Genomic DNA, 12,632 nt, shown 5'->3' on the forward strand with positions numbered 1-12,632 from the left:
ATGCCTACGGCGAAAATCAACGGCATGGAAATGCAGTACCTGGATCAGGGAGAAGGGTTTCCACTGTTGTTTGGTCATAGCTATCTGTGGGACTCGCGAATGTGGGCGCCGCAGCTTGATGTGCTAACTGAGCATTTTCGTTGCATCGTTCCGGATTTGTGGGGCCATGGCGGTTCGCAATCAGATTCAAACCGGCCGCTGGATGTCAGTGCGCTGGCGAACGATCATCATGCATTGATGCAGCAACTTGGAATTGAACGTTATGCCGTCATTGGCTCTTCAATAGGGGTACTATGGGGAGCCCGTCTCGCTCTGGAGTATCCGCAAGAGGTTGCCGGATTAGTCATGCTGAATGGTTATCTGGGCGAAGAACCGGCAGAAAATGTTGCTGAATATGAGCATCTATTGGATATCGTTGGTTCGATGGGATCTATCCCGGGTCCAGTCATGGATGCGCTTTCCCGCATGATGTTTTGTGAATCTACTTTTGTTTCCAAGCCCGCTCTGGTTGAAACCTACCGCTTCGATATGATGACATTATCGCCTGATCAGATAGCGACCAGTGTCGCTGTCGGCAAAGCGATGCTCAAACGGCGCTCTTTGCTGGATCGTCTGGACGATATTCGCTGTCCGGTGGGTATTATCGTCGGTGACAGTGATGTCTTTCGCCCGGTTGCTGAGGCGCGGCACATGCACAGTCAGATTCCGGGCAGTAAACTTACCGTCGTGAAAGATGCCGGGCATATGTCAAACCTGGAGCAGGATCGTCAGGTAAGTCAGGCGCTGGTGGATTATCTTAAGTCTAATCCGGAGATTCCCTGTGATGATGACCGGTTGGTGTTGATCTGAGTTAATCTCAGGCCTTTGTATATGACAAAAACCGATGTCTGGTTTGTTTATATCCTGAAGTGTGCAGATAAAACGCTGTACACAGGAGTCACTACGGACCTGCAGCGTCGCGTGCAGGAGCATAATAATAATGACCGGTTGGGTGCTAAATATACGCGCACCCGGCGTCCGGTCATTCTGCAATATCACGAAGCCTGTACTGGGCGAAGTAATGCCTGTAAGCGTGAGTCTTCGATCAAAAAGCTTACCCGTCGTGCAAAACTACAGTTAATTGCTGCTCAGACTGAATAATAATTTGAATAGATTGAGCCGTTACTTTTTCTGACGTAATCTCAAACACTTGTATGAATCATTGATGGCTTAAGTTGTCTGTGTTCATATCAGGTTATTCTGCTGTCTTTAATATGTATTGCTACTCATATGGCAGAGTTTCTACACTGGCTATGCCGGAATTTATGTTGTCTGAATTTTGCAGGGAGAAAGTAATGCGCTGCTCTAAGTTGTTTATCTGGAAGTTATTTGCCGGGAGGTTTTTCGGCTGGTTGGCTGGGGCAGTATTTCTCAGTCAGGGGGTGCTTAGTGCAAGTGTTCAGGCAAGCCCTGTCTGGAAAGTTTCTAACGGTACAGAGACTGTCTATCTTGGAGGTACTATTCATGTGCTGGCGGAAAGTGACTATCCGTTACCTGGCTCTTTTCAGCAGGCATATAGCAATTCTGAGGTGGTTTTCTTTGAAACAGATATTGAAGTCCAGTCGAAGCCAGAGTTTGCTCAGAAGTTAGTCGCTTTGACCAGTTATCCGGATGGTCAGGGAATAGATAGCAGGTTGAGTTCTGATACATTACAGAAGCTAAATGATTATTTGCAGAGCAGGGGTGCATCTTTACAGGCTTTGAGAAGGTTTCGACCTGGTATGTTAGCGATGGTGATGACGAATCTTGAATTGCAGTATCAGGGGATGTCAGGGGACGGTGTTGATCAGTTTTATACAAATACCGCTATACAGGACGGGAAGCCAAGAGGGCAGTTAGAAACCCCTGAGGAGCAGATTAAGTTTATCGCATCTATGGGGCAGGGCAGTGAAGATGATCTTATAGATTATGCTTTGCAGGATATGTATAAAATGCGTGAAGATATGCTGGCGATAAAAAGTGCCTGGCGTGAAGGTGACAGGCAAGGTTTGCGAGAAGTAGCACTGGAGCCTTTTCGTGAGAACTCACCGGAAGTATTTAACACGCTGATTGTTGAACGTAACAATAACTGGTTACCGCAGATTGAGCAGATGTTTGTTACGCCGGCTGATGAGTTGGTCTTAGTAGGTGTCTTACATTTAGTAGGTAAAGAAGGTTTATTACAACAGTTAGAAAAAAAAGGTTATAGCGTCACTCAGCTAAATTAGCAGTAGAGTCTTATGCTAAAAAAAACGGGCTAAGACAGCCCGTTTTTTATACCTTATTTTTACAAGGATACTCAGCGACGCTGCTGCGGCATGATAAATGAGCTCAGTTGCTGCCACTGACCCGCACTGTTTGCTGCTGTGAAGTTGATCTGGCGCGGTAACAGGCTAGTGTCAGCATTTACAGGTGCACAGACGCGATAGTTAAGCTCGTCACGCTGGCCTTGTTGCAGGTTTAGCTGGGACTTGCCTTCCAGGCGAAGCAGGGTGCTGTCGAGGCCAAGAGTAAAGCTGTTGTTCGCAATAGATACGTTTTCAACTATCAGCTTGTATTCGTTACAGACTTCCCCGGCACCATTGGTGACAAATAAGGTTTGTCGGTCACGAATTACATCAATGATAAGTGCTTCTTTGTTAACGAATGCCCAGATCAGGTAACCACTGATCATTACTATTGCTGCGATGTAAGCATAGATACGGGGCCGTAATACCGGGCTGGCCTTTCCCTGTTCCTGATTTTCTGAAATAAACCGAATCAGGCCTGTTGGCCGGCGCATCCGGGTCATTACATCGTCGCAGGCATCTATACAAGCGCCGCAACTGATACAGTCCGACTGCAGCCCCTGGCGAATATCGATGCCGGTTGGGCATACATGCACACACAGTTTGCAGTCTATACAGTCACCGCTGTCATTACTGCTGCGGTTTTTATGTCGGGGCTCGCCACGTTCAACATCATAACTGATATTGCGAGTGTCCGGATCAAACATAACCGACTGGAAACGTGCGTAAGGGCACATGTGCGCGCAGACTTTTTCCCGTACTAAGCCTGCATTAACGTAGGTAAGCAGGGCAAATATCAGTATCCAGCTAAACATTTCCAAGCTTAGGTTCAGGCTAATGATGTCGTTGGCGATTTCGCGGATCGGAACAAAGTAACCAATGAAAGTCATTGATGTCAGAGTTGCGAATGCAGCCCACAGGCTATGCTTAGCTATCCGACGACTTAGTTTGGCAGTATTCCAGCCTTTGGTATCGTCTTTGATACGGTTGTTACGACGGCCTTCAGTAATGGTTTCAATACGAATAAATACCCAGGTCCAGATACTTTGTGGGCAGGCAAAGCCACACCATACGCGGCTGTAAGCAGAGGCCAGGGCGAATAACAGAATAGCGCCGACGATCATAAAGCCGGCTAACAGGTAGATGTCCTTAGGGCTCATTAACATACCGAAGAGATGCAGGCGCCGGCTGGAAAAATCGAACAGTACGATTTGCTGGCCATCTAGGTTGATCCACGCGGTAAGGAAAAACATCAACATCAGACCGCCGCTGATTACCCGGCGAATTTGCTGAAAATGCCCTTCGGTAAGGCGCACGTAAATCTTGCCGTCGACCTGTTTAGGGTCGTGTTGGTGTACAGGAATTTGTTGCATGGCGATGCTCTGAAAGACTCTGTTCAAAAGTAATGGCTATGGCCCGCGGGACTTTATTGGCATTCAGAAGTCGTCGCGGGGACCGGATCGCAATCAAGGGGGATGTTTTGTAATTTATTGTTGTCACTTGGTTCTTTGCGAGGATGCTTATGTTAGAGGAAAAATAGAATAAGAACAGACGTAAAAAATAATATATTATTAGGTACAGATTTTTAGTGATACTGTCTGTGCCTGTTATTTTTTTAGGATCTGTACCTATGTTCCTCTACCAAGTACTTGAGCAACAAATTCGTGAGCAAATTGAAAGCGGCCAGTTATCGTTTGGCAGCCGGCTGCCTTCGGTAAGGGCTTTATGTCAGGAGCAGGATCTTTCTAAAGCGACGGTGTTAAATGCTTATGCCAGGCTTGAAGCTGCTGGCTTAATCGAAGCACGACCGAAGTCCGGATATTTTGTCAGTTATACCGCGCGGCGGCTAGAGTTACCGGGCGAGAGCCAACCAGATATGGCGCCGGCGTTTATAAATCTGGATCAGGTCTTGCTGGATATTATGGAGCAAAGTGCTGCTTTTGATATTCGTCCGGAAGGTAAGTCAGACGAGTACAGTGAGCCATTGAGGCGCTGTCTGGCCAGGGCAGCCCGGTCGCAAAAAGGCCAGGAACAGCAATATTATGATGAACCTGCAGGGTTATTGGGGTTGCGGCAGCAGTTAGTACGTCGTTGCGCAGATGCTGGGAGCCTGGTTTCAGCAGATGAAATTGTTATTTCGGGAGGCTGTCAGCATTCTCTGATGCTGGCGCTAATGGCAACGACATCTCCGGGTGACACTGTGGCTGTTGAGTCACCAGGTTTTTACGGCAGTTTACAGTTGATAGAAGCTCTGGGGTTAAAAGCGGTTGAAGTACCTTCTTCCCCTGCAACGGGAGTTAGCCCCGATGCGCTGGAACTGGCAATGCAGCACTGGCCTATTAAAGCTGTATTGTTGACCCCTAATTTTGCCACGCCCACAGGCGCCTGTATGCCCGACAGCCATAAGCAGCGGGTGCTGAATCTGATTCGCAGTAAAGACGTTGCTCTTATAGAAGATGATATATACGGTGATCTGACCTTTGGCTTACAGCGACCGCGGAGTATTCATTCCTATGATCAGGAAGCCGGTGCCAGTGGTCTGGTCTTATTATGCTCCTCTTTGTCGAAGAGTTTGTCCCGGGATTTACGGGTTGGCTGGATATTACCAGGCCGTTATAAAGATAAGATTAAGCGCCTTAAGCTTGTTACGCAGTTAGCCAGTAGTCAGTTGACTCAGCAAGGGGTCAGGATGTTTTTGGAATCCGGCAGCTACGACCGTTTTCTGCGTAAGCGCAGGCAGCAACTGGCTGAGCAGTGTCAGCAGTTACAGGATCTATTGGCCCGCTTATTTCCGCAGGCGACCGGCTGTAGCAAGCCTTTAGGAGGGATAGCACTTTGGCTGGAGTTGCCTGAAAAAGTGGATACTCTGGCGCTTTATAACCAGGCCCGTAAACGCGGTATTATCATTACTCCTGGTAGTCTGTTTACTTCGCAGCAGCGATATCAAAACTGCTTGCGCATAGGTTTTGCCCAGCCCTGGAGCGCATCGCGGATAGCGGCACTGGAAGAGATAGCTACGCTGCTTGATGTAATGTAAAAATTCCCTGCAGACGTCGCACATGTCATGAATGGTTATTGTATAATGCGGGCATATTATCCATGCCCGCCAAGGATCACTGTTTAAACGGTGGTCCGGTTATACAGAAGAGCCTCTATGACAAGCCTGACGATTCAAACCCCTGATGACTGGCACCTGCATCTGCGTGATGCTGATATGCTGCCAGAAACCGTACCTGCGACAGCGCGTTGCTTTCAGCGCGCGATTATCATGCCGAATCTGGTGCCGCCAGTCACAAATGTTGAAATGGCGATGGCGTATAAACAGCGGATTCTTGATGCTCGTCCTGAAGGCAATTCTTTTGAGCCGCTGGTCACTCTGTTTCTGACCAATGCTACTTCAGCGCAGGATATTATTGATGCCAAGGCAGCTGGTGTTGTCGCTGCGAAGATGTATCCGGCCGGCGCCACGACTAACTCTGCAGCGGCGGTCAGTCAGCTGGAAGCCTTATATCCTGTGTTTGAAGTCATGGCTGAGCAGGGGATGTTGCTGCTGGTTCATGGTGAAGTGACAGATCATCACATTGATATTTTTGATCGTGAAAAGGTCTTCATTGATCAAAAGTTACAGCACATAGTGTCACGCTTTCCGCAGTTAAAAGTCGTCTTCGAGCATATTACTACCGGTGATGCTGCTGCTTTTGTTGCTGGCGCTTCCGATAATGTTGCTGCGACTATTACACCTCAGCACTTATTGCTGAACCGTAATGATTTGCTGGTGGGTGGTGTACGTCCGCATAACTTCTGCCTGCCTGTTCTGAAGCGTAATACACATCAGCAGGCGTTGCAGGATGCAGTGAAGACAGGTTCTGCTAAGTTCTTCCTGGGAACTGATTCAGCGCCCCATGCTAAAGATGCTAAAGAAAATGCCTGCGGCTGTGCCGGTTGTTACAGCGCATGGAGTGCAATTGAATTGTATGCACAGGTATTTGAAGATATCGGTGCACTGGATAAGCTGGAAGCCTTTGCCAGTCATCATGGTGCTGATTTCTATGGTCTGCCACGTAATAGCGGCAGTATCACTCTGGTTCAGGATGAGTGGCAGGTACCTGCTGAAATTATTCTGCCGAATGGTAAGCCTATCGTACCTTTCTATGCCGGTGAAACATTACGTTGGAAGGCTCAGGTATAAAACGCCCAGGTATAAATAGACCGTTAAAAAGTTCAGGCATAAACACCTGAATGGAGATTGATGAATGAGCAGTAACGTTTTAATTATTTACACCGGCGGAACTATCGGCATGCAGATGTCTGCAGATGGTTATATACCGGTTGCCGGTTTTGAAGCGTTACTGCGTGAGCGCCTTAATGCAGGCGCAGCTATGCAATTACCGGCGTTTGAAGTGCTGGAGTTTGAGCATCTTATCGATAGCTCTAATTTGCAGCCTGAGCACTGGAATAAAATTGCTGAAGCCCTGCAGGATAACTGGGACCGTTTTGACGGTTTTATCGTTCTGCATGGCACTGACACAATGGCGTACAGCGCCTCAGCCCTGTCTTATATGATGCAGGGGCTGGATAAACCTGTGATATTTACCGGTTCGCAAATTCCGTTGACCGAATTACGCAATGATGCCTTAGACAACTTACTGACAGCTTTAATTCTGGCGGGTAATTATCCGCTGAATGAAGTCAGCGTATTTTTTAATGGTCGCTTGTTGCGCGGTAATCGCAGTAGCAAACTGAAAAGCACAGGTTTTGATGCCTTTGATTCGCCAAATTTTCCATGGCTGGGCCAGGCGGGTATTCATATTGATTTGCATGAGCATCTTTTACTACCGAAACGTAAACAGCGTTTCATGAATCCGGTATTTGCTGAAGATGCTGTGCGGGTGTTACCTATTTATCCCGGAGTCAGTGCCTGCGTTGCGCGGGATTTGCTTGCGCCTGAACATGTTAAAGCGCTGATTATGATCAGTTATGGTGTGGGTAATCCGCCGGATGCAAATGTCGAGCTGATGAATGTTCTGGCAGAAGCCAATGCACGTGGAGTCGTCATTATTAATCTGACTCACTGTTTGCAGGGGCGGGTAAGCCAGGGCGCTTATGCGACCGGTCAGACGCTGAACAGGATCGGGGTACTGCCGGGCAGTGATCTGACTTTAGAAGCGGCCTTCAGTAAATTGCATTTTTTACTGGCAACTGAGACATCAGCAGAAGATGTACGTCGCTTAATGGCTGAGTCAGTTTGTGGTGAATTGTCAGGCTAACATTTTATCTTTCATGTGTTGTAAATATCGGCTGTCCGATACTGGTATTAAAGCGGTTTTGCGAAAGCTTTTGAGAACCGGTTTTAGAAGAGAGTGCGTTGTCGGAATATGTATCTGTTAACTACGAGTAAGCTTCCTGAATTATGAATAATCCGACAGATGTAATCGGGCAAGGTGCTGAGCGTACCCTGATTGATAATATTGCTGACCTGACTGCAATCCGTGATACAGAGCACCTCGAATTCAGTTTGTTGAAATCGTTACACCAGTTTCTACAACCGCAGGACCTGATTTTATATAAACGCCATAATGATGGTCACTTACTGGCTGAAATGCGCTATACCGCTGATGGCGGCGACGTAAAAATTGATGATCTGACATTACCAGAGATCATGAGTCAGGCTGACTTCACAGAATCAAAACAGCATACAGAAGTGCAGGGTAACTGCGCGCTGAATCTGTTCAGCTTATTTGAATCACGTTTTCATCAGGTGTATTTGCTGGTGCAGACTGAACAGATTCTATCTGCTTATAACAGCGATCTGATTACCGGTCTGATGGATATCTACAGTAACTTTTGTAATTTACTGGAGGATGCTCAGAAAGATCAGCTGACCGGATTGGCTAACCGTAACAGTTTTGATAAATATATTAAGAAAATCTACCAGCAGGTGAGCCAGTACAGTGATGTACAGGCCTGTGCAGATGCTGCCGTAAAAGCACCGGTGTACTGGATGGCCATTCTTGATATTGACCACTTTAAATCGATCAATGATAACTTTGGTCACCTGTATGGTGATGAAGTGTTAGTCCTTCTGGCGCAAACGATGCAGAACAAGTTGCGCCGAAATGACATGCTGTTCCGTTATGGCGGTGAAGAATTTGTATTGATTGCTGAGTGTGGTGATGAGCAAGCGGCACGGGATATGTTTGCACGTTTGCGAACTGCTGTTGAGCAACGCAATTTTCCACAACTGGGGCAGGTAACTGTGAGCATTGGTGTTACCCAAATTTCGCCACAGGTGATGCCGGTTACTTTACTGGAATATGCTGATCAGGCCTTATATCACAGTAAAGATAGCGGCCGTAATCAAGTGACGTTTTATACCGATATGCAGTCGTCCAACAGTGAGAAATACGATAGTGTGAAGTTTGATGGCGGTGATGTAGAACTGTTCTAGTTTAGTGATAAGAACAGCCTGTTAGCATTATCTTGATGGCAACTGATTCAGGGAGTGAACCTGGGAATGATTACCGGTAGTTGTTTGTGCGGTGCTGTTAAATACAGTCTGAATGGACCAATGGGTGAAATAGTACACTGCCATTGTGAAACCTGTCGCAAAACCCACAGCAGTGCATTTTCAAGTGTTGCAGCGGTTGCTGATACAGATTTCAATTTACAGGTTGCTGTTAATCAGTTGGGTTGCTTTGAATCATCTCCGGGAAAACGCCGCTACTTTTGTCAGGCATGTGGCAGTCATCTCTATGCTAAGCGTGACAACACTGAACATGTGATTTTACGCCTTGGTAGCCTAGATGATAGCAGCCTGACAGTTGAAAACACGCCTCGCGAACGTAATCATATCTGGGTTTCACAGCAGGCTAACTGGTATCAGCGGGATGCTGAATTACCCGCATTTGATGAATACGAACCTTCAATCTCAGATTAAGTAATTTACATGGTATCAAAATGATCTTTATCTCCAATGCAGTACAACTTCACGATGATGAAGTAGAGCTGTCTGGCATTCGTGCGCAGGGAGCTGGCGGTCAGAATGTAAATAAGGTTTCGAGTGCGATTCATCTGCGCTTTGATATACCGGCTTCATCTTTGCCTGAATTCTATAAGGAGCGCTTACTGGGGCTAAAAGATCGGCGTATCAGTAAGGAAGGTGTGTTAATAATTAAGGCACAGATGCACCGTAGTCAGGAGCTGAATCGTGAAGATGCTCTGGAGCGACTGGTAGAGCTGATTCGTACTGCTACAGTTGTGCAGAAAACACGCCGGCCGACTAAACCTACGCGGGGATCACAGCGACGACGATTGGATGGAAAAAAACAGCGCGGTGCTACTAAGGCGTTGCGGGGCAAAGTTTCGGACTAAATTTAGCTTGTAAGTATTATGTTATATTGTAACAATTGTGTTTCTTGGGCACTGCTTTGTTGTGTCTGATTGTTATTAAAATCCGCCAGGGAGCATAGAACACCATGAAAATGGGATTGCAGCAAATACTGATTAAAGATGTCGCCGGTAAACAGTTTTCAGGAGCTTGTAGCCGCTCTGCGTCGGGTAATCAGGTGCGCCGACGAACATCCCGGTCGTTATTGTTCTCATCAGTATTGCTGGCCAGCAGTATGGCTTCAGTACAGAGTCAGGCGCAGTCTGATGAAAGCTATGAGCGCCAACTGGGCAGTCATCAGCATGGTGAAGCTCATTTGGATGTTGTGTTGGAAGGTGAGCAACTGGTTCTGAGTTTTTTAACACCGGCGGCAAACATTGTTGGCTTTGAGTATGCACCGAAAACTGAAGCAGAAAAGGCACAGGTAGCAACAGCCCGTAAGCAGTTACTGGATATCGAAAGCTGGCTGGAATTACCAAAGGCTGCTGGTTGTCAATTGTTGCAAGCGGAGTTCACGGAGTCGGGTGAAGAGCACGGCGATCACGACGAGCATGAAGATCATGGTGATCATGAAGATCACGACGAGCATGAAGGTCACAAAGGTCATGATGACCACAAAGCTCACGACGATCATGATGACCACAAAGCTCATGATTATCATGAAGAACATAGAGCTCATGACGATCATGAAGAACACAAAGCTCATGATGATCATAAACATGAAGAGCATGCAGATACGCACAGTGACTGGCGTTTTGAATATAAATTGAAATGTTCTGACAGTCAGGCGGTCACATACTTTGATGTAGGTTTATTTGCAAAATATCCGGCACTTGAGGATATTCGGGTACAAGCTGTTGGTATGCAGCAACAAGGTCTGAAAACGCTGACGCCGGCCAACTTGCGGTTTGAGTTTTAACTGGAAGTCTTGATGTGTAATACGGTCAGCCATTGCTGGCCGTTTTTTTAGTTGTGATGTTTTTCTGAGTAAATACATGATTCTGACACTGAGTGATATTCGTTTTGGCTGGCAAAATCAGCCTTCACTGATCGATATTTCAGATTTTAGTTTGTCCCGTGGTGAAAAGGTGTTTCTGCACGGGCCTTCAGGCAGTGGTAAAAGTACGCTGTTGAATCTTATTACCGGCATTCAGCAGCCACAAAGTGGCAGTGTTCAGGTATTGGAACAGTCATTAAACGCATTAGGCAGCCGGCAGCGGGACAGCTTCAGAGCGGACCATATGGGCCTGATATTCCAACAGTTTAATCTGCTGCCTTATCTTTCGGTTCTGGATAACGTGCTCTTGCCCTGCGGATTCTCTGCGCAGCGCAAGCAACGGGTGCTTGATACTCATGGTACTGAAACCAATGGCGCTGAAGCATTGCTGAGCCGGCTCGGCCTTGCAGATCTGATGACAAGAGAAGTTGCTCAGTTGAGTATTGGTCAGCAGCAGCGGGTAGCGGCAGCACGAGCGCTAATAGGTCAGCCGGAGCTGATCATTGCTGACGAGCCAACATCGGCGCTGGATGCAGATAGCCGTGACAGGTTTATTGATTTACTGGCTGAACAATGTGAGATCAGCAACAGCAGTTTACTCTTCGTTAGTCATGACTTATCACTGGCGCATCATTTTGACCGCAGCATTGCTCTGGCTGAATTAAATAGCGGAGGTACGTGCTAATGCTTTTGTTTCGTATAGCAGCTAAAAGTCTACTTAACCGACGTACCTCAGTACTCTTAACGATTATTTCTATTGCTGTGAGTGTGGCGCTGTTACTGGGTGTGGAAAAGATCAGAGACCAGGCGAAGCAAAGTTTTACCAACACTATCTCCGGTACTGACCTTATTATTGGTGCCCGGTCTGGCTCCGTGCAGTTATTACTTTATTCTGTATTCCGGATTGGTGATGCCAGTAACAATATTACCTGGCAGAGCTACCAGGACATTGCCGGGCATTCCCGGGTGGCCTGGACGATACCCATTTCTTTGGGGGACTCTCACCGGGGGTATCGGGTTGTCGGTACGAATACGGATTATTTCAAACATTATAAATATGGCCGTAAACAACCCTTGGTGTTTTCTGCAGGGAATGAATTTAACAAGCTACATGACGTAGTGCTTGGCGCAGAGGTTGCCAAGCAGTTGAATTATCGTCTGGGTGATGAGCTGGTTGTTGCGCATGGCACAGGAAATGCCAGTTTTGCTAAGCACGAAGATCAGCCTTTTCATGTCAGTGGCATTCTGGAGCCTACAGGCACACCGGTAGACCGTGCACTGTATGTTAGTCTTGAGGCTATTGAAGCGATTCATGTGGACTGGAAGTCCGGAGCATATTTACCAGGATCCGGTGGCGATAAAAAACTGGTGGCTGAAGAATTACAGCCGGAAGCGATTACAGCTATTTTAGTTGGACTGAAATCTAAGGTTTCAACTTTCCAGCTGCAGAGAGCGGTAAATAATTATCGGAAGGAACCGCTGCTGGCAATACTTCCCGGAGTAGCACTACAACAGTTATGGAGTATGCTGAGTGTGGCTGAAAATGCCATGCTGGTGATCTCCGCCTGTGTGGTTTTATCAGGCTTGTTTGGCATGTTGACGGTATTATTAAGCGGACTTAATGAACGTCGACGGGAAATGGCGATCTTACGATCTGTAGGTGCGCGTCCGGCGCATATATATTGTTTACTGGTAATGGAAACCTGTTTGCTGACATTGCTGGGTATTTTGCTGGGAACTGGCTTATTATTTATGGTTTTGGCGGCAGGTTTGAATTTGCTGGAAACTGAGTTTGGCTTATATCTGCAACTTACCTGGCTGAGTTTACATGAGCTTGGATTGCTCGGAGCTATTTTTGTCGCGGGTTTATGTACCGGTTTAATACCGGGCTATAGGGCTTACCGTTATTCACTGGCTGACGGTATGACTATTCGTATTTAAT

Annotated in this window: 13 protein-coding genes; 12 read left to right on the forward strand and 1 reads right to left on the reverse strand. The window is 47.0% G+C overall.

Annotation, left to right across the window (positions count from 1 at the left end; all coding sequences use genetic code 11):
* From OCU49_RS07250 to OCU49_RS07260, 3 genes are all read left to right on the forward strand, one after another.
* Positions 1-849, forward strand: a complete 849-nt coding sequence (locus OCU49_RS07250) for an alpha/beta fold hydrolase (protein ID WP_261844312.1) — start codon at positions 1-3, stop codon at positions 847-849.
* Between the two features lie 21 nt (positions 850-870).
* Entirely contained in the window at positions 871-1,140 is a 270-nt protein-coding gene (locus OCU49_RS07255; protein ID WP_261844313.1) for a GIY-YIG nuclease family protein, read from the forward strand.
* A 194-nt stretch (positions 1,141-1,334) separates the two neighbouring features.
* Entirely contained in the window at positions 1,335-2,246 is a 912-nt protein-coding gene (locus tag OCU49_RS07260) for a TraB/GumN family protein (RefSeq protein WP_261844314.1), read from the forward strand.
* A 71-nt stretch (positions 2,247-2,317) separates the two neighbouring features.
* Here OCU49_RS07260 and ccoG read toward each other — a convergent pair whose 3' ends face one another.
* Positions 2,318-3,679, reverse strand: a complete 1,362-nt coding sequence (gene ccoG / locus OCU49_RS07265) for a cytochrome c oxidase accessory protein CcoG (RefSeq protein WP_261844315.1) — start codon at positions 3,677-3,679, stop codon at positions 2,318-2,320.
* A 257-nt stretch (positions 3,680-3,936) separates the two neighbouring features.
* On the opposite strand from ccoG, the gene OCU49_RS07270 reads away from it, so the two are divergent.
* The 9 genes from OCU49_RS07270 to OCU49_RS07310 all read left to right on the forward strand — a co-directional run bounded on the left by OCU49_RS07270 (position 3,937) and on the right by OCU49_RS07310 (position 12,631).
* Entirely contained in the window at positions 3,937-5,343 is a 1,407-nt protein-coding gene (locus OCU49_RS07270; RefSeq protein WP_261844316.1) for an aminotransferase-like domain-containing protein, read from the forward strand.
* A 117-nt stretch (positions 5,344-5,460) separates the two neighbouring features.
* Positions 5,461-6,495: a dihydroorotase gene (gene pyrC, locus OCU49_RS07275; protein ID WP_261844317.1), complete on the forward strand. Its 1,035-nt coding sequence runs from the start codon at positions 5,461-5,463 to the stop codon at positions 6,493-6,495.
* 64 nt (positions 6,496-6,559) lie between these two features.
* Entirely contained in the window at positions 6,560-7,573 is a 1,014-nt protein-coding gene (gene ansA / locus OCU49_RS07280; RefSeq protein WP_261844318.1) for an asparaginase, read from the forward strand.
* Positions 7,574-7,716: 143 nt separating this feature from the next.
* Complete coding sequence (locus OCU49_RS07285) at positions 7,717-8,754, forward strand: GGDEF domain-containing protein (RefSeq protein ID WP_261844319.1); 1,038 nt, start codon at positions 7,717-7,719, stop codon at positions 8,752-8,754.
* 66 nt (positions 8,755-8,820) lie between these two features.
* Positions 8,821-9,243 (forward strand): GFA family protein, encoded by a 423-nt coding sequence (locus tag OCU49_RS07290; protein ID WP_261844320.1) that lies wholly within the window; start codon positions 8,821-8,823, stop codon positions 9,241-9,243.
* 20 nt (positions 9,244-9,263) lie between these two features.
* Positions 9,264-9,677: an alternative ribosome rescue aminoacyl-tRNA hydrolase ArfB gene (gene arfB, locus OCU49_RS07295; RefSeq protein WP_261844321.1), complete on the forward strand. Its 414-nt coding sequence runs from the start codon at positions 9,264-9,266 to the stop codon at positions 9,675-9,677.
* 104 nt (positions 9,678-9,781) lie between these two features.
* A complete protein-coding gene (locus OCU49_RS07300; protein WP_261844322.1) occupies positions 9,782-10,612 on the forward strand; it encodes a ZrgA family zinc uptake protein in 831 nt (276 codons plus the stop codon).
* A 76-nt stretch (positions 10,613-10,688) separates the two neighbouring features.
* Complete coding sequence (locus tag OCU49_RS07305) at positions 10,689-11,375, forward strand: ABC transporter ATP-binding protein (RefSeq protein WP_261844323.1); 687 nt, start codon at positions 10,689-10,691, stop codon at positions 11,373-11,375.
* The gene (locus tag OCU49_RS07310) at positions 11,375-12,631 is read left to right on the forward strand and encodes an ABC transporter permease (RefSeq protein WP_261844324.1); all 1,257 of its coding nucleotides are present in this window, start codon (positions 11,375-11,377) and stop codon (positions 12,629-12,631) included. Before OCU49_RS07305 ends, OCU49_RS07310 begins: the two co-directional genes overlap by 1 nt.
* Position 12,632 lies beyond the last annotated feature (1 nt).

Source organism: Aliamphritea ceti, assembly GCF_024347215.1.
GTDB classification, from domain to species: Bacteria; Pseudomonadota; Gammaproteobacteria; order Pseudomonadales; family Balneatricaceae; genus Amphritea; species Amphritea ceti.

Coding starts and splice junctions, on each gene's coding strand:
- arfB (WP_261844321.1), top strand. CDS start 9,264: ATGATCTTTATCTCCAATGCAGTACAACTTCACGATGATGAAGTAGAG.
- OCU49_RS07255 (WP_261844313.1), top strand. CDS start 871: ATGACAAAAACCGATGTCTGGTTTGTTTATATCCTGAAGTGTGCAGAT.
- OCU49_RS07250 (WP_261844312.1), top strand. CDS start 1: ATGCCTACGGCGAAAATCAACGGCATGGAAATGCAGTACCTGGATCAG.
- OCU49_RS07285 (WP_261844319.1), top strand. CDS start 7,717: ATGAATAATCCGACAGATGTAATCGGGCAAGGTGCTGAGCGTACCCTG.
- ansA (WP_261844318.1), top strand. CDS start 6,560: ATGAGCAGTAACGTTTTAATTATTTACACCGGCGGAACTATCGGCATG.
- OCU49_RS07290 (WP_261844320.1), top strand. CDS start 8,821: ATGATTACCGGTAGTTGTTTGTGCGGTGCTGTTAAATACAGTCTGAAT.
- OCU49_RS07270 (WP_261844316.1), top strand. CDS start 3,937: ATGTTCCTCTACCAAGTACTTGAGCAACAAATTCGTGAGCAAATTGAA.
- OCU49_RS07300 (WP_261844322.1), top strand. CDS start 9,782: ATGAAAATGGGATTGCAGCAAATACTGATTAAAGATGTCGCCGGTAAA.
- OCU49_RS07260 (WP_261844314.1), top strand. CDS start 1,335: ATGCGCTGCTCTAAGTTGTTTATCTGGAAGTTATTTGCCGGGAGGTTT.
- OCU49_RS07310 (WP_261844324.1), top strand. CDS start 11,375: ATGCTTTTGTTTCGTATAGCAGCTAAAAGTCTACTTAACCGACGTACC.
- ccoG (WP_261844315.1), bottom strand. CDS start 3,679: ATGCAACAAATTCCTGTACACCAACACGACCCTAAACAGGTCGACGGC.
- pyrC (WP_261844317.1), top strand. CDS start 5,461: ATGACAAGCCTGACGATTCAAACCCCTGATGACTGGCACCTGCATCTG.
- OCU49_RS07305 (WP_261844323.1), top strand. CDS start 10,689: ATGATTCTGACACTGAGTGATATTCGTTTTGGCTGGCAAAATCAGCCT.